Source organism: Burkholderia sp. MSHR3999, assembly GCF_000833595.1.
Lineage (GTDB): Bacteria > Pseudomonadota > Gammaproteobacteria > Burkholderiales > Burkholderiaceae > Burkholderia > Burkholderia ubonensis.
Map to the genome: position 1 here is coordinate 2,286,166 of NZ_JRFO01000001.1, position 21,972 is coordinate 2,308,137.

13 protein-coding genes and 1 tRNA gene are annotated in these 21,972 nt (G+C 66.8%); 3 read left to right on the plus strand and 11 right to left on the minus strand.

Annotated elements, in window-relative coordinates; translation table 11 throughout:
- The 8 genes from KY49_RS10540 to KY49_RS10575 form a co-directional block, all read right to left on the minus strand.
- Positions 1-8,118: an Ig-like domain-containing protein gene (locus KY49_RS10540; protein ID WP_042584452.1), complete on the minus strand. Its 8,118-nt coding sequence runs from the start codon at positions 8,116-8,118 to the stop codon at positions 1-3.
- Positions 8,119-8,135: 17 nt separating this feature from the next.
- The gene (locus KY49_RS10545) at positions 8,136-9,668 is read right to left on the minus strand and encodes a multicopper oxidase family protein (protein WP_042584676.1); all 1,533 of its coding nucleotides are present in this window, start codon (positions 9,666-9,668) and stop codon (positions 8,136-8,138) included.
- Between the two features lie 85 nt (positions 9,669-9,753).
- On the minus strand, positions 9,754-11,322 hold the full coding sequence (locus KY49_RS10550) for a multicopper oxidase domain-containing protein (protein WP_042584453.1): 1,569 nt from the start codon (positions 11,320-11,322) through the stop codon (positions 9,754-9,756).
- A gap of 379 nt (positions 11,323-11,701) precedes the next feature.
- On the minus strand, positions 11,702-12,559 hold the full coding sequence (locus KY49_RS10555) for a hypothetical protein (protein WP_042584454.1): 858 nt from the start codon (positions 12,557-12,559) through the stop codon (positions 11,702-11,704).
- 51 nt (positions 12,560-12,610) lie between these two features.
- Positions 12,611-13,267: a TerD family protein gene (locus KY49_RS10560; RefSeq protein ID WP_042584455.1), complete on the minus strand. Its 657-nt coding sequence runs from the start codon at positions 13,265-13,267 to the stop codon at positions 12,611-12,613.
- 87 nt (positions 13,268-13,354) lie between these two features.
- Positions 13,355-14,371 (minus strand): DUF475 domain-containing protein, encoded by a 1,017-nt coding sequence (locus tag KY49_RS10565; protein WP_042584456.1) that lies wholly within the window; start codon positions 14,369-14,371, stop codon positions 13,355-13,357.
- Between the two features lie 49 nt (positions 14,372-14,420).
- Positions 14,421-15,170 carry a VWA domain-containing protein gene (locus KY49_RS10570; protein ID WP_042584457.1) on the minus strand — a complete coding sequence of 250 codons (750 nt, stop codon included), beginning with the start codon at positions 15,168-15,170 and terminating at the stop codon, positions 14,421-14,423.
- 9 nt (positions 15,171-15,179) lie between these two features.
- Positions 15,180-16,259 carry a toxic anion resistance protein gene (locus KY49_RS10575; RefSeq protein WP_042584458.1) on the minus strand — a complete coding sequence of 360 codons (1,080 nt, stop codon included), beginning with the start codon at positions 16,257-16,259 and terminating at the stop codon, positions 15,180-15,182.
- Between the two features lie 360 nt (positions 16,260-16,619).
- On the opposite strand from KY49_RS10575, the gene KY49_RS37055 reads away from it, so the two are divergent.
- Positions 16,620-17,447: a hypothetical protein gene (locus KY49_RS37055; protein WP_231636369.1), complete on the plus strand. Its 828-nt coding sequence runs from the start codon at positions 16,620-16,622 to the stop codon at positions 17,445-17,447.
- Between the two features lie 42 nt (positions 17,448-17,489).
- On the opposite strand, the gene KY49_RS10585 is transcribed toward KY49_RS37055, so the two are convergent.
- A complete protein-coding gene (locus KY49_RS10585; protein ID WP_042584460.1) occupies positions 17,490-18,956 on the minus strand; it encodes an amidase family protein in 1,467 nt (488 codons plus the stop codon).
- 71 nt (positions 18,957-19,027) lie between these two features.
- Positions 19,028-20,260, minus strand: coding sequence for an MFS transporter (locus KY49_RS10590; protein ID WP_082062319.1), 1,233 nt, complete (start codon positions 20,258-20,260; stop codon positions 19,028-19,030).
- Between the two features lie 97 nt (positions 20,261-20,357).
- Here KY49_RS10590 and KY49_RS10595 point away from each other — a divergent pair, with 97 nt between their 5' ends.
- Both KY49_RS10595 and KY49_RS10600 read left to right on the plus strand, forming a co-directional pair.
- The gene (locus KY49_RS10595; protein WP_231636375.1) at positions 20,358-20,957 is read left to right on the plus strand and encodes a TetR/AcrR family transcriptional regulator; all 600 of its coding nucleotides are present in this window, start codon (positions 20,358-20,360) and stop codon (positions 20,955-20,957) included.
- Positions 20,958-21,085: 128 nt separating this feature from the next.
- Entirely contained in the window at positions 21,086-21,781 is a 696-nt protein-coding gene (locus tag KY49_RS10600; RefSeq protein WP_042584462.1) for a hypothetical protein, read from the plus strand.
- 98 nt (positions 21,782-21,879) lie between these two features.
- Here KY49_RS10600 and KY49_RS10605 read toward each other — a convergent pair.
- Positions 21,880-21,969 (minus strand) — tRNA-Ser (locus tag KY49_RS10605).
- Between the last annotated feature and the right edge of the window lie 3 nt (positions 21,970-21,972).

Below are 21,972 nucleotides of genomic sequence, written 5' to 3' on the forward strand. Positions count from 1 at the left end.
TCAAGGCAGGGTCGGCAACGTGCCGAGCCCCAGCGGATCGATCGGCAGGCCGCCCAGGATGCCGGACGGCAGGAATTCGACCGCACCGATGTCGTACTTCCCCTGTTGCGGGCGCGTCGTGCCGAAGAAATCATGATTCGGCGCACCCGTTGGCGTTCCATTGTTGATCGCGGGCGAACCCGAGCGCAGCGAGTAGTTGCCGAGCAGCACGCCATACCCGGCGCTGCCTGACGTGATCGACATGTTGAACAGCGACAACGGGCCATACGACATGTTGATCCACTGATTGCCCTCATCGGGCACCGCCGACGGCAGCAGGCTGAACAGCGGGTTCGGCAGGATCGTGTCCGAGATGCCGGGCGGCACCGCGAAGCCGTTTCCGCCGCCCTCCGGCGGCACGCGCGCCCCGTTGCAGTACTGGCTCACCACCGACGGGTTGGACCCGCTGTTGTTCGCGCCCGGGTAGTCGCCCGCATCGGTCAGGATCGAGTACTGCGGGTTCAGCGTGAGCCCCGACTGATGGTTGCCCGGGCCCGTGTCGCCATACGCGCCGATGTCCCAATAGACCGCGTTCGGATCGCAATAGCCCGTCGGATGCCCGGCCTGGTTCAACGTCGGATTCAGCGCGACCGTGTTCTGCAGCCCGGGGATGCTCGGATTCAATCCGGCCACCGTGATGAAGAACGTGCGGTTCTGCCAGAACACGTTGTTGGTCAGGACCGGGTTCGAGAACGTCGTGCAGTTCGGCTGCCCAGCCGGACACGCGACGCCGGGGGCCGTGAACGCGGCGATGAAGTTCGCCGTGTGCCGCGCGGTCTCGAGCCCGGCCGGCTGGTACGTCGACGTCGTGATCGGGTTGCACGTCGTTTGCGCGCCGACCGTGGTGCAGTTCGGCGGCCCGACGTTCGCCTGGCTGGCCGCATCCGTGTTGAACAGCACGCCGGCGGACGCCGTCGCGTCGTTCGACATCACGGTGTTGTTGACGAAGCTCACGCGCACCGCGTCCTGCAACGACACGCCGCCGCCGCCCCAGCCCGCGACGTTGTTCGCGATGATGTTGTTGATGACGCTAACCGTGTACCAATTCGCCGTGTTGTTGGGGCTGCGCTGCACGTCCGTGCCGTTCACCTGCTGCAGCCGCAACCCGCCGCCCTTGCCGCTCTCCGCCGTGTTGCCCATGATCAGGTTCCCGTCGATCACGAGCTGCGGCCCGATGCCGTCGGACAATTGCGGTGCGCAGTCCACGTCGACCGTCGTGTTTTCGCAGAAGGTGCCGTCCGGCGGCACGCCCTGGGCGATGATGCCGCCGCCGTAGGTGGGCAGTGTCGGGTTGTTGCTCTGGTTGAACAGCACCCAGTTGTGCGAGATATCGCCGGCGTAGCTGAACCCGAAGTGCGCGACGCCTCCGCCGTCGCCGCTGCTCAGGTTGCCGCACACCCAGTTGTAGTTGAAGTGATAGTTGTCGGCGCCCGTGCAGAATACGACGCCTCCGGCCGACGACGGCGTGCTCGAATTGATCTCGTCGCCGTACGACGCGTTCGACGTCACCGAATTGTGGTGCACGTTCACGGCCTTGTTGAAGCCGAACGGAAGCTCGGTCACGCCATCGGCCGCGATCGTGCCGTCCGGCACCTCGACCTGGCCGACCGAGATGCCGCCCGTGAGCGTGCCGGAGTTCGAGAACACACGGTTGTTCGACACCTCCATCAGATGATTCCAGCCGTGCAGGAAAATCCCGCCGCCGCCCTGCGAGCTGTTCGTGACCGTGATGCCGTCGATGCGCGACGGATTGCACAGGAAGTTGCTCGGATTATTCGCGCAATCCGGCGGGTTCGGCTGCGACTTGGTCGGGCCCGTGAGCGGCGTGCAGATGCCGTTCGCGGTGCAGTTCGGGTCGGGCTGCGGCACGCCATTCACCAGCACGTCTTTCACGCCCTTGCCGAGCACCGTGATGCCGGCGCCTTCGTAGGCGCCCATCAGCGTCGGCTCGAGCAGCATTTCGCCGAGGTTGCCGTTCAGGTTCGCGTCCCACCCCACGGTCGGCTCGAACGGGATCGGGTCGACCTTGCGCTGCATCGCCGTCGGACATGTATAGGTTCCGGTCGGATCGAACGGGTTCGATGCCGAGATCATCGCGCCGTTCATCGCGACGCCGAACAGGCAGTCGACCTCCCTGCGCCACGCGTCGAGCTTGCCCGACGGATGCGTGTTCGCGTTGATCACCACCGACGGCGCGCCGACGCCCTGCAGCCGCACCGGCTTCCACATCACGACCATTTCGTTGTACACGCCGGGACCGACGACGATCAGGTCGCCCGGGGTCGCCTTGTCGATCGCGGTCTGGATCGCGTTGTTCGTCGCGTTCTCGCCGTTCACGTACGTCGGCGCCTTGCCGCCCACCGTCACGGTGACCGTGTCGATCGTGCGCTTGCCGCTTGCGGTCGTGACGACGAGTTCGCCGCAGGACGCCGGCGTCGCCACGCCGATTTGCGGAATCGTGCAGCTCGAGAAGTTCAGCGGCGTCACGACGACGTGGATCTCCGAGTCGGTCCACGACTGCACCGACGCCACCTTGCCGCCGATCGTGACCTTCCCTTGCGTCGCACCGAAGCCATAGTGGCGCTTGACGAACTTCTGGTTGAACGGCGCCGCGGTCGCGGCCGGCCCGTCGTACGCATGGTTCGGCACGACCTGATCCCCGAGCGCCTTGATCGTCAGTTGGTGACCGACCGCGCTGACCCACGGGCCTGCCCCTCCGCCGCTCGCGTCGCCGGTCACGCTGGCGATCGCGGGCGTGCCGTCCGGGTACGCACAGTCAGGCGGGTTGTAGCCAGACGCAAACGCCTGGACCGGCACCACCGGCGTGTCCATGTACTGGGTCTGCCCGGGCATGAACGGAATCTCGTAGCAGAACTGGCTGTAGGCCGGGTTGAACAGCGGATCGCGGATCGTCTGGCCCGGATGCGCCGGGTCGGGCATGTCCGGATCGTTCATGCAGGCGACCATCATCGTCGGCGCGTAGCCGGTCGGATTCGGCGGGTTGACCTGCCACGTCGAATAGTTCAGCCCGTTGAAGATGCCCCACGAATCCGAATACGTGCGCGCAACTTCATTGCCGGCGAAGTCCTTCATCGAGATCGGCACGTTCGGCACCGCGAACTTCTCGCCGAACTGCGGCGAATACGGATCGAACTCGGCGGAGAAGTCGTCGAGCATGAAGCCCGTGTAGTGCGCGGCGACGTGCGTCGAGCTGAACAGCCAGAACTTCGCGAGCACCGACATCTCGTTCGTGAGCGTGACCTCCTTGCGGTCGCACAGGTGCCGCGAGGCGCCCGCGAACGGCGCGACCTCCTTCGAGCCCGGGAACAGGCTGATGTAGTCCGGCACGATACGCAGCGCGCCGACGCACGGCCAGAACGTCTCGACACTGCCCGTGTCGCCTTCGTGCCGCGGCGTCGAGCCCAGGTCCGTCGTCGGGTTCTGCACACTGTTCCGGTTGAAGGTCGAATTCATCGCCGCCTGGTCGGGCAGGATGAAGATATTGCCGAGGCCGCCGAACTGTTGCGTCACCGGCGCGATGTAGTTGTCGCCGATCAGGATGTTCTTGTCCTCCTCCTTCACGAGCTCGTAGCCCGGCGGCACCACCACTTCGACGACGTACTTCCCGGCCGGCAGCATCTGCGTGCCGTCGCCCGACGGATTCGGCACGCAGATCGTGCAATTCGTGCTCGTCGGCAGGCCCGTCGACGGGTTGCGCGCGGTCACGCTCGGGAACTGGTACATCCCGTCGTAGGGCGCCGGCTGCACCTGGTTGAACGCGTGCATGCCGTCATAGCACTTGAACTGCGAATTCGCAGGCAGCGCGCGATGCGTCGGGTCGAGCCACTGCGGGCTGTTCTTCAACGTATAGAAGAACGGGTCGCTCGTCTCCTGCCCCGGGCAGTTCATGTTCGGAATGCCGTCGGAGCGGAAGCCCTGCGCCCAGTCGTCCCAGCTGCTCGTCTTCGTCGTATCGACGAGCACGAGCGTCGTCGTGCCGTCCGCGGCCGTGCCCTCCTGGTACAGGTTGACCGTCACGTTCGGGATGTTCGGCGTCCAGCTCGTGTGAATCAGCAGCGCGGGATCGTCGAACGGCCGCGTCGACGCGTAGATCACCTCGCCCTTGATGCCGCCGTTCTCGGTCGGCAGGTACGGCTTCTTGCCGAACTCGATGAACGAATTCTGGCCCGAGAAGCCCTGCCAGCCTTCGGTCGTCACCCAGGGCGGATCGATCCGCGCGGTCGACGGGTTCGTGCCGGACTGGTCGACGCAGTCCGCGTCGTTGCAATACCTGGCGCCCGGCACGCGCAGGTTCGCCGGCAGATGCGCGGTCGACGATTCGATCGTGTTGGCGAAGTTTGCCGCGATGTTCGAGCTGCCTCCGCCGGTCGTGCCGTCGACCGGGCCGCCCGCGTCATAGACCACGTGCACGCCCGTCTGCTTGTAGCGCGTCGTGTCGGCCTCGACCACATACCAGTTGAACAGCGGGAACACTTCGTTGAACGCGGCGAAGCCGTTCAGGTCCGTGTTGTTGAAATTCGAATAGCTGCCGTCGCGGAAACGGATGTTGGTCGGCACGAGCGTGAGCCCCGGCTCGCTGTCCTGCGAGACGCCGTCGCCGTTCTGGTCGAAGTAGGTCCGCGTGTACAGGTTCGTATGCCACTGCAGCACGGGAATGTCGCCGAGGTCCTTCGACTGTCCGCCCTTCAACTGCGTCGCCGTCGCCAGTCCGTCGACGATCTGGTCGTTCCATTGGTCGAAGACCGTGATGCGGAACGTGCCGTCGGGCAGGCCGCTGACCGTGAACGTGCCGTCGGCATTGCACTTCGTAAAGGCGATGTCCTCCCCGTCGGTGTCGCCGACGCTCACGTAGCACTGCGTGAAGCCCAGCGAGTCGCGCGAGCCCGAGCTGTACAGGTTCTCGTTCGGCGGGCGGCTGTAGTGCAGGTTCGTGATCCGGCCGGAGAGCGAGTTGTTGCACGTCGCGCCGGCGCACACCACCGGCAGCCGGTCGTTGATGATCTTCGGATTCGCGAAGCCGATCGACACGTGGAAGCCCGCGGGTCCGAACTCCTGGAAGTACGACGGACCGCCGACCTTGATGAATGCGTCGTGCGCCTTCTGCCCGTCCAGCGTGTTGGTCTGCAGCCATTCCTCGCCGCGGCCGATCCGGTCGGCGCCCGGCGTCGCGACGACGCCATAGCGGCCCGGCATCATGTTCGCGATGACCGCCTGGCCGACGAGGGGCGACAGCGTCTTGCCGTCGGACTCGTATTTCGGGCAGGTCGGGATCATGCCGACGAGGCCGTCGGTCGTCGTCGAAATCGGGCACGCGTTCAGGCCCGTGGCAGGATCGATGGTGCCCTGCAGCGAGTTCGACAGCGGCATGTTGAACATGTCGTAGCTCATCTGCCCGGTGGCGTCGCCGGTGCCGCCCGCGTCGTCGAACAGCTTGATCTCGAACCCGCCGAGACCCGGCTCATGCGCGGTGCCGAAGCCGTCGCTGCCGCCGGTCACGTCCACTTCGCCGTTGACGGGCGCATCGTCCTCGAACACGAATACCGAGATCTTCGCGGTCTGCAACGGCGTCTCCTGCACGAGCACGTTGACGCTCTTCTGGGCCGGCGCGATCGGCGCGCCGCCCATCGTGTGGCCGCAGGCGCCCGTGCCCGGCGCGAAATCCGCCCCGCCGGGGCCAGACGGGCAATCCTTCGAGATGTCGAACTGCCGCTTCGGCCCGGTGGGGTTGTTCGGGTCGACGGGCTGCGGGCCGCCGCCGCCGTTCGAGAAACTGTTGCCCGCGTCGCCCGGCAGGATCGAGATGTAGTAGTGCTTGGTCGGATCGAGCGACACCTGGCTCGGGTCGACCGCCACCTGCTGCGATGCGCTCGTGCGGCACGCGCCGTCGCCGACGTCGCATACCGTGGGCACGTGCGTGTTGGTGGCGGGATCGAACACCGTCTGCCCCGACTCGCACGCCACCTTGCCCACGCAACCCGCCGCGATCACCGGCATATAGCTCGAATGGAAGCTCGTGCCGAGGCTCGGCACCGGCAGCGGCGGACAGTTCGCGGGACGCGGCGTCGTGTTCACCTGGCAGGCCGGGTCGATCTGGAACGTGCGGTCTTCCTCGATGATCCACCGATAGTCGGTGAGCTGCACCGGCGTCTTGCCCGGCGCCGTGCTCGGCGCGTCCAGCACCTTCACGGCGAGCCCGCTGCCGCCCTTGAACGTGACGGCAACGTTCGCGGGTGCGCTCGGCGTGTTCTGCGAATTGACCGCCGTGTACTTGAAGGTCACGCCCGCGGTCGCGGCGCCGACGGGCGGCGCGGCCGGCGTCACGACGAACGAACCATCCGCGTTCAGCGTGACGGTGCCGCCGCTGACGCTGCCCGGCACCACGGCCGCGGTGAGCGGCAGGCCGCCGGGGTCCGTGTCGTTGCCGAGCACGCCCGGCGCGCCGATCTGCAGCCGCGACGCGACGTTGCTCGTGTAGCTGTCGTCGTGGGCGACCGGCGGACCGGACAGGCAGCCGGCCGCTTGCGTGCAGGCGGCCAGCGTCACCGTCGCGGTGATCGCCGGATTGCCGTTCGCCTGATACACGAAGCTGTCCGAAGTCGCGCCGGCATTGGGCACGTAGCTGAACGTGCCGTCCGGGTTCAGCGTCACCGTGCCGTTGGCCGGCTTGGTCACGAGCTGCACGCCATAGACGCCGACGTCGTTGGCGATCACCCCTTTCGCCGGGTCCGCCACGGTCAGCGTATTGCCCGCCACGAGGAAGTACTTGTCGGGATTGGCGACGACGTTCTGGCCGCCGCCCGCCGAAGGAAGCGCGCCGTTATTGACGCTGAGATACGCCTGCATGCCGCCGTCGCGCTGGTTGTTGGTGGACAGGCTCAATTGCCGGTCGAACACCGGCAGCGCGGCTGCGTTCAGCGCGGGCGCGTTCATCAGCACGTCGTAGGTCTTGCCGGCCGCCAGGAACACCGTTGACTGCACGCGCGGGTTGCCGGGCAGCGGATTGCCGTCCTCCGCGACGAGCGCGAACCCGGACACCGCCGGATTGCCGGTCTGCGCGCCGACCACCGACGGCACGTGCATCCGCAGGCCCGCGTTCACGAAGCGCAGGAGCACCCGGCCGGTCGACGCGGGCGCACTCGCGGGGAACGACGACAGGTTCGGATGCGTGCGATCGAACGCGACGCCGTTGATCAGGTAATAGCGCGGATCGTAGTTCACCGCCGGCGGATAGCAGGTGCCGAACGATGCGGAATGCGAGTCCCCGCAGCCGCCCGACAGACCCGACCATACCTTGGTCTCGCTGAAGCCGGCAGTCGCCACGGCTGCGGCGACCGCGGCGTTCTGCACCGGATCGATTTCGCTCAGCACGAGCGGGACGTCGGCATCGTAGCCGACGCCCGGATAGGCAATCGCCTGCGACGTCGCGGAAGCCGGCGTGCGCACCACGAGTACGCCGTAGAGGCCCATCGGCCCCTGGATCGACGGATGGGAGCCCGATTCGATCAGATAGGTGCCGGGCCGCAGGTTGTTCCACGTCAGCGCCGTCGTCGCGCCGTGCGCCACCTCCGTCGAGAACGACTGGACCCGGGGGCCTTGCGCGGGCGGCGTAAACGTTGCGCCGCTGCCGGTGCCGGCGATCGGCCAGGTCGTCGCGGTCTGCGTCGCATGCACCGGGCTCGCGGTCGACGTCGCCGTCTTGCCGAGACCCCCGCCGAGCTGGCCGACGATCACGAGCGAGGTCGGCACGGTGGCCGGCAGACTGTTCGTGAGGTTGATCGTCAGCGACGCGCCGGACGGCACGGTGATGACCACCGGCGACCAGTTCGCCCCGGCGCCGGGATTGGCCGCCGCGCAGGTCGCCGGCGCCACCGCGGCGGCCGAGCACGTATAGCCCCACATCGGCACGATCTGGCCGTCGGGCATCATGGCCGTCGTGGCCTTCGCCGTCAGGCTCACGCTCTGGGCGAGGGATGCCTCGCTCGCTGCCAGGAGCATGGACGCGGCGAGGCCCGCCTTGACCAGGTGGAGGAGCGTCACCTTGAACTGGTTGAATCTCATGGCCGGTCTCCCCGCCTCTAGTTGCCTTCGTTGATCACGAAGGCTTGTGGATCAACGAGCATCATCATCATCATTCCGCCCGGGAAGATGTTGTTCGTGGTGATCTCGCGTTCATTGTGCGAATGCCACATGAAGGCAAAGCCCGCTTCGCTTCCCGGCGGATTCGCGATCGTGCCGCTCGGCGGCGTCGTGCCTGTCGGCGACGTCGCGCGTATCGTCGCGTCCGGTCCGAGATAGGGGCTGCCGCCATACCACGCACCGTTCGTGAGGATGTGCGAGTCGGGCAGCGTGACCGGTCCGCCGCTGCCGACGTTCCCGAACGGATGCGCTTCGAGCGCCTTGTAGTGGTCCGCGCACCATTCGTAGTAATTCGGCGCCGTCGGGTCTGCCGTGTAGTAGCCGTTCGCGTCCGGAATGCACACGCTGCCGTCGCCCGGCTTGTGCCCGTAGACGTCCCAGTTCAGGCCCTTGCCGGTCCAGTAGAAGATGCCGTCCATGGTTTGGCCCGGCGTCGTGGTCGTGGTGAACAGCAGCGGCCCCGCGACCTTGGTCGCGTCCGTCTTGGCGAGCAGCAGGTTCCCGTCGCGCGCGAGCACGCGGACGTGATTGCCGTGTTCGTGGAACGGATGCTGCCAGCGGCCCGTGCCGATGATGCGCAACAGCACCAGTTCGCCGGGGTGCATGTGCGGATTGCCGTTGTAGGGCTGATGCGGATACTGGAACGAATAGTTCGGGTCCATGTCGTCCGGCATCGAGCGGCCGTTGATCATGAAGTACGCGGGGTGATAGGGCTCGGTCGCGACGGTCATGCAGCCCGTCGGCAGCGTGCACGTCTTCGTGGCCTCCTGCTCGGCCTGCGTATGGATGCGCGGATCCATTTCGGAGAACTGAAACAGGTACTCGCGGTCGTAGCACGCCGAGACGTGGTTGTACGCCGCTGCCGCGTTGCGGTAGTCCGGCTGGCCGTCGGGCAGCGTCGCCGCGACGGCGCGGCACCCCTGCGGCAACGCGAGCACGCCCGGCGCCGACGTCGGCAACACGATGATCGCGCCGTAGAGGCCCATTTCGATCTGCAGGTCGCCGCGTGTGCCGCTGTAGTACGCGTGCGTGCCGGGCGTCGCCGCGACGAAGCTGTAGGTGACCGTGTTGCCGTGCGTCGCTTCGCGCGTGAGCAGCCCGGGCACGCCGGTGAGCGTGGCGGGACACGCGCCGTTCTGGTCGAGCGCCGCCGCGCACACCTGGAATCCCTGAAACAGGATCGACGTGTTGCCCGCGGCCGCCGGCAGATTGTTCGTGAGCGTCACCGTGATCACGTCGCCCTGCTTCACGATCAGTGTCGGCCCGGGAATCTGCATGCTCGGGCAGTTCGCGCCGGTGATGCCCGCCGGCGAGAATCCCGCCGGCGCCGTGCGGCAGCCATAGCCCCATGAATAGACGCTCGTGCCGTCCGGCTGGCTGATGCGACTCGCCTCCGCGCTCAGGTCGAAGTGCGTGCCGGTGATGCCCGGCGCCGCGGCCTGCACCGGCACGCAGAGCAACGCGGCAAGCATCGCCACGGCAAGCCGCACGAGCCGTCCGGCGCCCGTGCGCGTTGCAATCCAGATTTGATCAGTGAAGTGACCCACGATATTTCTCCTAGATGCAGGACTTCGTGGCCGGGTTCAACGCACCGGAGCAGATGCGGACTTCCGTCATCAAGCCCCCGAAGTTCTCGGCGTCGTTCGACAGGTGATCGAGGTTCGGCGTGTAGAGGTAATAGACCGAACCTGGCGCGTACTTCGTCGTGTCGCTCGCATCGAGAATCACGTCAATGGATTCGCCCCCGCCGAGCGTGATCGAGTTCGTGTAGTAAGTCAGGTCGTTGCCGGCCATGTCGCGCAGCAACCGGGCGTTGACGCCGATCACGTGCATCGGGACGCCGAGCGACGCGAGCGTCTGGAATTCGGTGACGTCGAGGTCGGAAATCCTGAGCAGCGCGCGGCCGCCGGCCGGAATATTGATGATGGTCGGCAGCGGCTGCGAATAATGCGGCGTGCCGTCCGCCACCGGGGTCTGCATCGCGCCGCTGGTCACGGTGTCCGGATAGCTGCGCCCGTTCAGCATGAAGTACTTGTCCTTCATGTCGGTGAACGGTTCCGGATTGAACGTCATCCCGACGAAGTGGAAGTTCGGATCGAAGCCGTGTATCTGCACCGGATACTCGACGTCATACGCGGTCGAACCGTCGCCGTCGTTGTATGCATACAGCGTCGGCTTGCCGCTCTTGTCGTTGGCATGCAGCGCGGTGTTCGCAGGCGGCAGCGGCGTCGAGCACAGAATGTCGTTGCCGCACCGGGTGCGAAGATCGCCCTGCTGCGTCACCAGCGCGTTGTACAGCGACGCGCCGGCCGGTACCCGGTTCTGGCGCGGCCGCACGAAGATCTGGCCGACCATGCCCATCTGCAGGTGCTCGGGCGGCGTGATGTGGCAGTGCCAGAAGTAGGTGCCGGCATCGGGCGCGAGATAGTAGTAGGTAAAGCTGCCGCCGATGTTGATCGCCACCGACGCATCCGGCACGCCGTCATAGAACGACGACGCATTCGGGTAGCCGTGGAAGTGCACCGTATGCTGCTCGAACAGGTCGGGGCGCATGATCATGCCGACGTTGGTGAGCGTCAGGAAGAACTCGTCGTCCTCGTCGATCGCCATCGCGGGTGCCGGCATGTTGCCGTTCATTACGCCGATGTCCATGATCGGACGCGGATCCACGTGGCCGGTCAACTGGCCCGGCGGCGAGGACTCCGGGTCGGGCACGAGGCCGACCGCGCCGTTGTAGGTCGGGTCCGTTCTCGGATCGCCGACCGTGTTGAACACTGACGCGAACTCCGTACCGGGGCGGCCCGCCTGGATGTCGGCAATGCCGGACAGCGGACCGAAGGAAAACAGATAGGTCTGCGTACCGTCGGCCATCGTTGCATACCCGTCGCCGCCCGAGATCTGCTGGCACTTGATGGCGCCGTTGACGACGCCCGTCGGCGTGGAGTTTTGCCCGGTGAAGGACGGCCGGGTATAGGCGGGTTCCGCCGCACCGGGTGGCAGCGCCGTCGGATGGGACGGCGTGGTGAACGGGCATTGGACGCGAAACGACTGGGCGAACGACGGAACGGCGGACAGCAGGAGCAGCAGTGCCGCCACACTGCTGCAACACATGCGGGTGCTGAACATATGACCTCCATCCTTGGGGTCAACCAGCGATACGCGCTGGACGTCATGCTCGGTTGCAAACGCGGGCTGGCGACGTCTTCGCAATGACCCGTAGCTGGATTGTGCAGAGGCGCACGCAGGCCCGGGATGGGTCACCCCCCTACTTTTCGGGTAGGGGGGACCCAGCGCGTCCGATGGGTTGTGTTGTCCCGGACGAAGGTTGGCGCGCGCTCCGGTGGCCGCAGGTGGTCAGTCGCGCGCGACGGATGCGTCGGCGGGATACCGGCGCGGCTGCTTTCGTCTTTACTTCAGGAGAATGGGCGTCGCGCCGGCCGGCACGCGCCCGGTGCGGCGTGTAGGGATGCGAGTGGCGCCCGGGCCGGCGCCCGCCCCTCGCCGCTCAGCCGCGCGGCCGCGCCGCGGCCGCCGCCGGCAACACCACGTTCATCAGGTGATCGGCGCGCGACAGCAGGTCGGTCACCCGCTCGTCGAGCCCGCGCAGCAGCGCCGGCTGCATGCGGATCTGCTGGACCGCCTGCCCGACGATGTTGCGGCGGTCGAACAGCGTGCGTTCGAGCCCGGGGTCGTCGGGCGCGCGCACGACGTCCGCGACCGCGCTCAGCGCCGCGAGCACGACGACGAGGCTTTCGTCCGCGTGCCGGACCTTCGCGGCGAGCGCCTCGGTCCGGCGCGGGAAGAAGCCGAGCGACTGCTTGAGCGCGCCGAGCGCCGCGCGGTAATCGACGTGGCCGGACGACGGGCGGAACCAGCGGTCGAGCATGCCGGCCTTGCGCGTGGCCTGCGCGAGCAGGTCCGCCATCAGGTCGGCCGCGCCGAGTTCGTTGAATTCGCGCGTCGTGGCCGCGACGGCCTCGACGAGATTGCCCGCGCTTTCGAGCGCGGTGTCGCCGATCGTCGCCACGCTCGCGAGCTTGAGCGGCACCAGTTGCCGGATGTGCCGCTCGACGCGCGGCGCGCAGTCGGGATAGAGGTTCGGGAAACGCGCCTGCGCGGCGCGGAAGCACTGTTCGAGCAGCGGATGATCCGATTCGCCGAACAGCGCGCGGCCGACCGCGTCGGCCGGCGCCGCGCGCGCGGGCCGCTCGGGCGCCGGCCCCAGGTCGAGCGCCTTCGGCGCGGGCCGGTCGGCCGGCCGTGATGCGTCGGCCGGCGGCGCATCGAACGCGAGCCGGCCCGGCGTGCGCGCGGGCGCGCCGTCGAAATCGAGCGGCTTCGGCTCGTCAGGCTGGCGGGTCATCGGTGCATCCCGCCCGGCGCGCCGGTGGTCCGTGCGCCGGGCTGCGGCGAGTCAGACCACGCCGCCGTAGGCGCGGACGAAATCGCCGAGGCCGCGGTTGTAGCCCGCGCCGACCGCCTTGAACATGAATTGGCCGTCGCGCCGGTAGAAGCTGCCGACCTGCACCGACGTCTCCATCGAGAAGTCCTCTTCGAGCGCATACTTCGCGATCACGGCGCCCGTCACCTCGTCGGCGATCTGGATGTAGCTGTTGCGCACCTGCCCGAAGTTCTGGCGGCGCGCTTCGGCCTGGTCGATCGTGACGACCACCGAGATTTCCTCGATGTCCGCCGCGAGCTTCGTCACGTCGATGAAGATCACCTCGTCGTCCCCGTCGCCGCTGCCGGTGCGGTTGTCGCCGCTATGGACGACGCCGAGGCACTTCGACGCCGGCATCCCGCGCTTCGGGAAATCGTCGCCGGGCTGGATGAAGGTGTCCTTGCGCTCCATCGTGCGCACTTCGCTGTTGTAGAACACGAAGTGCTGATCGGAGATCAGCTTCGGATTGTTCTGCGCGTCGTACTTGCACAGGAACACCGACACGTCGAGATCGAAATCCGTGCCCGTGTCCGTCGCGTTCGCATCCCAGCCGAGGCCGATGCGGAATTTCTGCGTGCCGGGCGCCTCTTTCGACAGGTTGAGGCGGCCGCCCTTCGACAAATTGATCATCTGAACATCTCCTGCTGGAATCCGCCGACCACCGGCGGTAACCCGGGCTGCCCGCGGCAGCCCCTCGTCAATCGGTGCCGCGCACCGTCACTTGCCGCCGGCCGTCGCGCGGTCTTCCTTGCGTTGCGCGATGATCGACGACCACACGGCCGCGCCGATCGTCGCCGCGCCGATCAGCCCCGTCACGACCTCGGGAATCTCCAGCTTCACGCCGAGGAACATGATCGCCGCGAGCGCGCCGATCGCCCAGAACGCGCCGTGCTCCAGATAGCGGTATTGCGCGAGCGTGCCCTTCTTCAGCAGCACGAGCGTCATTTCCCGGATGTAGGCCGCGCCGACGCCGAGGCCGAGCGCGATCAGGAAAATGTTGTTCGACAGCGCGAATGCGCCGATCACGCCGTCGAAGCTGAACGACGAATCGAGCACTTCGAGATACATGAAGCCCGCGACGCCTTCGCGCACCACGCGCGAGCCGGTGTCCTCGCCGCCGATCAGGTCGCCGATGCCGTGCGCGATCACGAAGCTGATCACGCCGAACGCGCCCGCCAGCAGGAAGCTCACCTGCTCGGCCGACGGCACGTACAGCGACGCGACGATCACGATCGCGAGCGTCAGTGCGACCTCGAGCGCGGTGATCCGGCCGAGATGCCGCATCGGGCCTTCGAAGATGCCGATCCAGTGCTCGTCCTTCTCGGTGTCGAGCATGAACTTGAAGAACACCATCAGCAGGAACGCGCCGCCGAACGCCGACACCTGGTGATGCGCGGACGTCAGGATCGCCGCGTACTTGTCCGGCGCGTCGATCGCGAGCGTCAGCGCCTCCCACATGCCGATGTGGCCGATCACCGCGACGATCAGGAGCGGGAACACGAGCCGCATGCCGAACACGGCCACCGGCAGGCCGAACACCATGAAGCGGTTGCGCCACTTCTCCGACCAGTTCTTGAGCACGGATGCGTTGACGACCGCGTTGTCGAGCGACAGCGAAATCTCGAGCACGCACAGGACGGCGACGATGAGCATGTCCTTGACGCCGCCGAGCCAGTACGCGACGACGAGCGCCAGCACCGTGAGCGACAGCGGGATCTTGAAATCTTTCAGCATGATGGGAATGTGACTCTGTTCGAAAAAGGGATGCCGTGCGGGCCCGCGCTTACTTCGCGCGCACCCAGTCGCAGAATTCCTGCGTGATCAGTTGTTCGTAGATCTGCTCGTCGGAGACGTCGAGCGACTCGAGATGCAGGAAGCCGACGTTCGGCATTTCGTCGGCGACTTCCTCGAGGAAGTCGAATTCGCTCGGGTCGCCGACGCCGACGAGCGACCAGTACAGCGGGTAATGCCGCGACTCGGCCAGCAGCTGGCGCACGCGCTTGCGATCGTTCTTCGGGTTCTGGCCGTCGGTGACGAACAGCACCCAGGCCGGCAGGTGGCCGTTCGCCGACACGGGCGCGCTCGGCGGCGCGGGCGCGTCGTCCGCGCCGCCGAACAGCCGGCTCAGGAAGCCGCGCTTGGCTTCGCGCTTGCGCTCCGGCTCCGGCGCGCGGAAGAAGAAGTCGACGATGTCGTGCATCACCGGCGCGTACTGCGTGCCGCCCCACTTGTCGATGTCGCCGTTCAGCACGAAATCGGTGATGTACGCGCCGTAGTTGTCCGGCGTCGCGGTCGGCAGGCGGTCGAAGCCTTCGGTGAAGGTCCACGTGTCGACTTCGCCGTTGTCGTCGAACTTCAGCGCGATGCCGAGGATCCGGTCGTGCGTCTCCTGGATCACGCCCGACTTGTAGAGCGCCTTCGCGGAGCCCGAGATGTCGAGCGCCGCGCCGACGCGCACCACGGGCGGCTTCAGGATCTGGCGTTTTTCGAGGACGATCGCGACCTTCGCCGCGCGTTTCTCAAGCGTAATCATGCGTGAACCTCAGTTGTGCTTCGGGGCGAATCGGGTGATCAGGTCCTGTTCGAGCTGGCGCAGCCGCGGCGCGTCCTGCTCGCGCTGCCGCTTGCCTTCGGCGATGATCTGCGTGACGTCGTCGAACGCGCCGAACAGTTGCTGCTGCGCGTATTCGAACGTGTCGGTCGAGATCACCGGGCGCTGCGCGAGCTTCGCGACCTCCTGCGCATTCGCGCGGTTGAGGTCCGCCTGCGCGCGGATCGCCTCGTCAGCCGCGTCGTAGGTCGCGTTCGCGAGCGCCGCCGCGCGCTTCGTGCCGAGCTGTTCGAGGTAGAGCGCGAACGCGTTGGTCCACGCGGGGATCAGCACGGTCTTGATCGTCATGAACTTCGACGTCAGCGTGCGCTTCTGGTCCTGCTCCATCCGGATCTGCGGCGCGAGCTGCTTCGACATCAGCATCGCGCGGTCGAGATCGTCGAGCTTGCTTTCGAGTGCGTCGACCTTGCGCTTCACGTCGAGCAGCCGCTGCGCGCCGAACGCGTCGTCGGCTTGCTGGCCGGCCGCGAGATGCGCGCGCAGCGTCGCGAGCGCCGCTTCGCCGTGCGTCTTCGCCAGCGCGATCTCCTGGTGCAGCGCGTAGTTGTCGTCGTACATCCGCTCGAGTTCGTCGATGCCGGCCTTCTGCCGCTGCGCATGGCTCTCGAGCTCGACGACGAGCGTGTCCATCCGCTTGCTGACCGACTCGTATTGCGACAGCAGCTTTTCCTTCGTCGAACGGAACAGCCGCGCGACCTGCGTGAGCAGCCCGCCCTTGTCGGCGCCGCGCGGGTCCAGCCCCTTCGCGGTTGCAATCAGTTCGTTGAGCTTGTCGCCGAACTGGTCCGCGTCCGATGCGCGCACGCTCGCGAGAATCTGCTGCGAGAAGGCGGCGATCCGGCCGCCCTGCGTCGCGCCGAGCTGGTCGATCTCGTCGACGGTGATCAGGCGCGCCGCGTCGGCCGCCGGCGGCATGGCGACGGCGGGCGACGTAACGACGGGAGACGAGGACGGGGTGGAAGGACGATCGCTGACCGCGTCGGATTTCTTGTCATCGAACAGCGGCTTCATGTGGCTACCACGTTTCCTTTTCTGCTTCTGCTGCGGGTTGTCGTGCCCCAATGACGGGCATCCGCGATTTCCGGCCGTGCTCTCTCACGGCGGCGGCAGACGGACAATAAATGGGGTGAATGCCCTGCGTCAAGAGAATGCTTTCATTTTGCATTCATTGACGAAGCGGAACGTCGGGAACCGTGAAGGGAGAAGAAGTTTCTTCCGGCGGGAAGCAGGCCCGGCGGGCTTGTGACAAGGGCGTGACGGCTTGCGGCGATCGGCACGATTGAAAGCGAGTTGAAAGATTGCGGGCGCTGCGCGTCGATCGGCCATTACGGATCACTGACCGCGTGACGCGGGGCTGCGGGGCGACATGTTTTGAAGGACGGCTGGATCGACGGCATTCGCCGCGCATTCCCAAAGCCGTCGTCGGCCTTTATATTCTCGCGAATTCGCGAAATTTGTACGGGACAAAAAATGAACGGTTGGGTTGTTGCGCTGGCCGGCGTCGTCATCCTCTACGTGCTGCTGCGCATGCTCAGGCGGCCGCAGGCGCCGCGGGCGACCGAAGCGGCAAAGCCCGCCGCGGACGATACCGCGCCACCATCGTTGCCTGCTCAACTGAAGCAGACGCTGGCCGGCCAGCCGGACGTCGCTTCGATCGATCGTGTCGTGGTCAACGCCACGGTCGATGTGGCTGCGCTTCGGCGCGACATGACTGCGCCGCTCGTCGAATGCGGCGCGCTCGACCCGCGCGTTCGCGACGAGAACGAGCGCCTCCTGCCCGAGTCGCCGGACCTGGTGATCAGCGTCCCGTTGCGCGCAATTCCGAGCGCCCTGATCGCCCGGCTATGGGATAACCCGGTCGACAACCTGCAGTTCCACGCACACGTGACCTGGCGCAATCGCGGATACGTCCACGGTGCCTACGGGAATATCGCCGCTCTCGAGCAGGCATTCGACGCATGGCTGGACGCCGCGCCGGGATGGCACGACGTCTGCCAGGAACGGGGCAGCTATATCGACGGCGCGTTCTTCACCGACGAGGTCGTGCTGCATATGGAGCGCGATTATCTCGACACCTCCGTCGCCATCGACGTCGTATCGCGCGACGTATTGAGGCGCGACGTGCGCAAACAACTTGCAGAATTGCGTGCGCACCTGAGCAATCACTCCACGGTCGACGCGAACCGGCTCGCCCCGTAACCGCGCTCACGCATGGGTCCGTCGCTGCACCGAACCCGACGATCAGGCCCGAACCGCAGGCGGTTCCACGCCGCCGAGCAGCCGTTCCAGCGAAAGTCCGATCGCGAGCACGTCCCGGTCTCCGCCCGGCAGCCCGGCGAACTCGATCCCGACCGGCATGCCGTCGTCCGCACGTCCGGCGGGCAGCACGATGCTCGCCATGCCGGCGCAACTGCCGAGCCCGACGTTGCGGCCCAGTGCGTCGAACGCGTCGATCGTGCGCCCGCCGTCGATCGTCACGCCGGTTTCCTCGCCGATCCGGGGCGCACGCACCATGGCAACCGGAAACGCGAGCACGTCCGCGCGATGCTCGCGCATGCGGGCGGCAACGCTCGCCGCGAGCGCATTCCGCTCGCGCAACGCCGCCTCGTACGCTTCGCGCGTGGGCGTGTGCGGCGGCAGGACCATCGCATCCATCAGGTTCTTCGTATTCGACCCGAGCGTCGCATACAGATCGTCGAAAGCAACCCCCGCATCGTGGCGTCGAAGGAAATCCGCGACGCTGCCGCGCAGTTCGGCGGCCACGATCGTCCCGACGATGCCGGCCGCGCGTGCCACCTCGTTCAGCGAGCCGGCGACTTCCACGACGGATACGCCCGCTTCGCGCAGGCGCGCCAGCGCATGCCGCGCGACCCGCTCGACTTCGGGATCGAGCTCCGCCCAGAGCGCCGCCGGGACGGCGACGCGCATCTCGGTCACGAGGCGCGGCTCGATCGCACGCGCATCGCGCGCGGCAATCCGATCGAACAGGACGAGATCCTCGACGCAGCGGGCAAGCGGGCCGACCTGATCGAAGTGGCGGCTCAACGGCATGATGCCGTCGTCCGGATAGCGTCCTCGGCTCGGGCGAAAACCCTCGATCCCGCAGAAGGACGCCGGCAGGCGAATCGATCCCCACGTATCCTCGGCCACCGCGAGCGGCGCCATCCGGGCCGACACCGCGGCGGCCGAGCCGCCGCTGCTGCCGCCCGGGCTGCGCGCGAGATCGTACGGATTACGAACTGCCCCGAAGGTTTCGTTGTTGCTGGTCCAGCCGAACGACAGCTCGTGCAGATTGGTCTTGCCCATGACGATCGCCCCTTCCTCGCCGAGCAGGCCGATCACGCCGGCGTCGGCGGACGGCCGGAAGCCCGACAGAGACAGCGTGCCGTTCGACGTCGGCAGCGCGCGCGTATTCACGCTGTCCTTCACCGGAACCGGCAAGCCATGGAGCCGGCCGAGCGCACCGCCGCGCCTGCGCCGTTCGTCGGCCGCGCGGGCCGCCTGCAGCACCGCATCGCGATCCAGCGTGCGAAATGCATTGAGCGTGCTCCAGCGCTCGACTTGCTCGAGCAGCGCCGTCGCGTACCGTTCCGCAGTGAAATCGCCACGCTGCATCGCGGCGACGGCCGCGGCCGCGCCGAGGCCGAGCAACGCGGCGTCGCCCGACGATGCGGCCTGCGTGAAGCCCTCTGCATTGTCCTTGTCCATCTCTTTCTTCTCCGTCGATTGTTCGGAAATCCGATTCCGGCGCCGCCGGCGCGGCGCTGAAATCCCCCCGTTCAATGCGCGGCCCGTCCGGCCACGCGGCGATCGCTCCGATGCCGCACGATCGCGAGCACCAGTCCCGCCAGCACCAGCAGCATCAATGCGCCGCCATAGAAATTGGCGACCGTCAGCAGCCCGAGCCGCGGCGTCATGTAGCCCGCGAGAATCGCCGGCAGGCAGTTCGCGAGATAGCTTTCCACATAGAAGGCCGCCATCAGCCCCGCGCGTTCGTGCGGCTGCGCGAGCGGCATCACGCTGCGCACCGCGCCGAGAAAACCCGCACCGAAGCCGATCCCGGCGATCACCGAGCCGACCAGCAGAATCGCCGTCACGCCCAGATCGGCGCCCGCGAGGATCGCGGGAATGCCGATGAGCAGCGCCAGCGCGCCGACGATCAGCACCGGCAGCGGCTTGCGCAGGCGCGCGACCAGGACGGCCGCACCGCCGCTCAACGTCAGCGCCGCGACGCTCAGCCCGCCGAACCAGACCGATGCCGCGCCGGTCACCTTGCCGATCAGCGACGGCATCAACGACAGATAGAAGCCACCGAGCGCCCACACCGCTACGTTGATCGGCGTGATCGCCAGCAGCTCGGCCAGGGCGGCCGGCGGCACCGAAATGCTCGGCCGCAGCGACTTCAGTGCGCCGGGCCGGCCGCCTGCCGTTTCCGGCGTGCGCCACGTCTGCAACAGCTGAAACGCGAACAGCGCCAGCAGCAGGACGAATGCGAGATGCAACGGCGCCGGCGCCAGTTGGGCCAGCGCGGTCGATCCGAGCACCCCGAGCGACATGCCGCCCATCGGCGCCAGCCCGTTGGTGAACGCGCCCCGCTCCCGGTCGAGGTCGATGAGGGCGGCCGCCACGGACGCGGTGGCGAGCCCGGTCGCCACGCCCTGCAGCACGCGCGCGGCGATGAGCCAGCCCGGGCCGGCCGCCGCCAGAAACAGCCCCATCGCGCCCATTTCAAGCACGAGCGCCGCGCTGATCACCGGACGCCGGCCGATATAATCGGACAGCGCTCCCGCCACGATCAGCGCGGACAGCAGCGACAGCGCATACACGCCGAAGATCAACGTCAGCAGCATCGGCGAGAAATGCCATTGCGCCTGATAAAGCCGATAGAGCGGCGTCGGCACGCTCGACGCGGCCAGATAGCCCACCAGCGTGATCGTGTGGGTCGTCATCGCGGAAGCGGTCGCAGCGGGCGCCGCTCCGGCGGGTGCTTCGGTTTGGGTGATGTTCGACATGGGCCAGCCGGCTCACTAAAGCAAAGAATGTGCTTTAAGATAGCGATGATCGGGCACAAATGCAAATATTTTGCTTTAGCAGCGTTCGTTGCTGGATGTGTTGCATGAAGGAATTGAATCGACCATGACGACGAGAAAGGGATTGAGGCCGGGTGGTCGCAGCGCGCGCGTGCAGGAAGCCGTGCATCGCGCAGTCCGGGGCCTCCAGCAGGAACACGGCCGGGACGGGCTGACCGTGCCGGCCATTGCGGCGCGCGCCGGCGTGACGCCGTCCACCATCTACCGGCGCTGGGGCGACCTGCCGCAGCTGCTTTCCGACGTGGCGGTCGAGCATCTCCTGCCCGACAGTCTTCCGCCGGACACGGGTTCGTTTCGACAGGACATGGAGCACTGGCTGGCCCAGTATCTCGAGGAGATGTCGTCCGAGGTCGGCCGGACGCTGCTGCGCGACGTGCTGAGCTGCGCCGATCCGCTCAATGCGGGGCAATGCGCGCGCTGCATCGAGGAACAGTTGGACCGCATGCGCGAGCAGGCGCTTGCGCGCGGGGAGACGCCGCCGGCCTGCCGGACCCTGATGGATTACGTCATCGCGCCGCTGGTCTACCGGATCCTGTTCGCGGCGGAAGCGCCGGCGTATGCGTTTGCGCAGACGTTGCTGGATCGGGTGCTGGCGCGGGTCGTCGAGATCGAGGCGTGAGGCGGGAAGCCGATTTAAACCCTACAATACGCAAGCAATAAACCGGCCGTCCGGACAACGGGTTTCATCAGGCATCCCGTCCGGCATTTACGCAGTTCCGCTGTATAACAATATTCAATGCGGCATTCATGAAAAGAAGACATTTTCTCGCGCTGTCCATCGCGACGGCGTCCGGTCTGACGGCCGGGTGCAAGGGTATCGGCCCGATCACCGACCGGTGGCTCGAGGATTCGAAATACGACGAAACGCTGTCTGCATTCCTGATTACCCAGGACGGCAAGAAACTTGTCGTGCTCGGCAAGCAGTACCACTACATCTTCGACATGCCGCCGCAATTGCGCGCGGTGATGACTGCGCCGTACCGGCAGAAGCTGGACACGGAGTTCATCGGTTTCGAGGCGCAGGGCGACACGATTTCGGGCCGCTATCGGATGACCTTGTCGAGAGCAGATGCGCCACCGGACAGCGATGCCCGCGCGCGTGCGCTCGCGGACGGCTTCAAGGACGAAGGCCATCGCCTCACCGAACGCGGCACGATCAGCGGCACGCGCTACCTGCCGAGCAACCTCGACGGCGCGCAGATACCGCAGGCGTTCAATTCCGCGTATCGCGTGGACGTGACGGAAAAGCCGTCCGCCGTCGGCAAGGCCATCAAGCTGGCGCTGTCGCCGGTCGCGGTGGCCGCGGATGGCGGGCTGGCCGTGATGCAGCTTGCCCTCTTCCCGATCGGCTTTCCGATTCTGTTGATCGCCATGCAGCGGAGCGCGTCGTCTGGCGGCTCGATGCATCCTGCCAAGACCGAGGGGAATGGGGACTCGCGATAGCGGTAAGCCGAGCAATCAACTTTTGATAGCCGATTTGCGAGCCGCAAAACAAAAATCCCCGCAAGTCACTGACTCAACGGGGATTTCGGCTTGAATTCTGGCGGAGAGAGGGGGATTCGAACCCCCGATAGGCTTTCACCTATACACGCTTTCCAGGCGTGCGACTTAAACCACTCATCCATCTCTCCGGG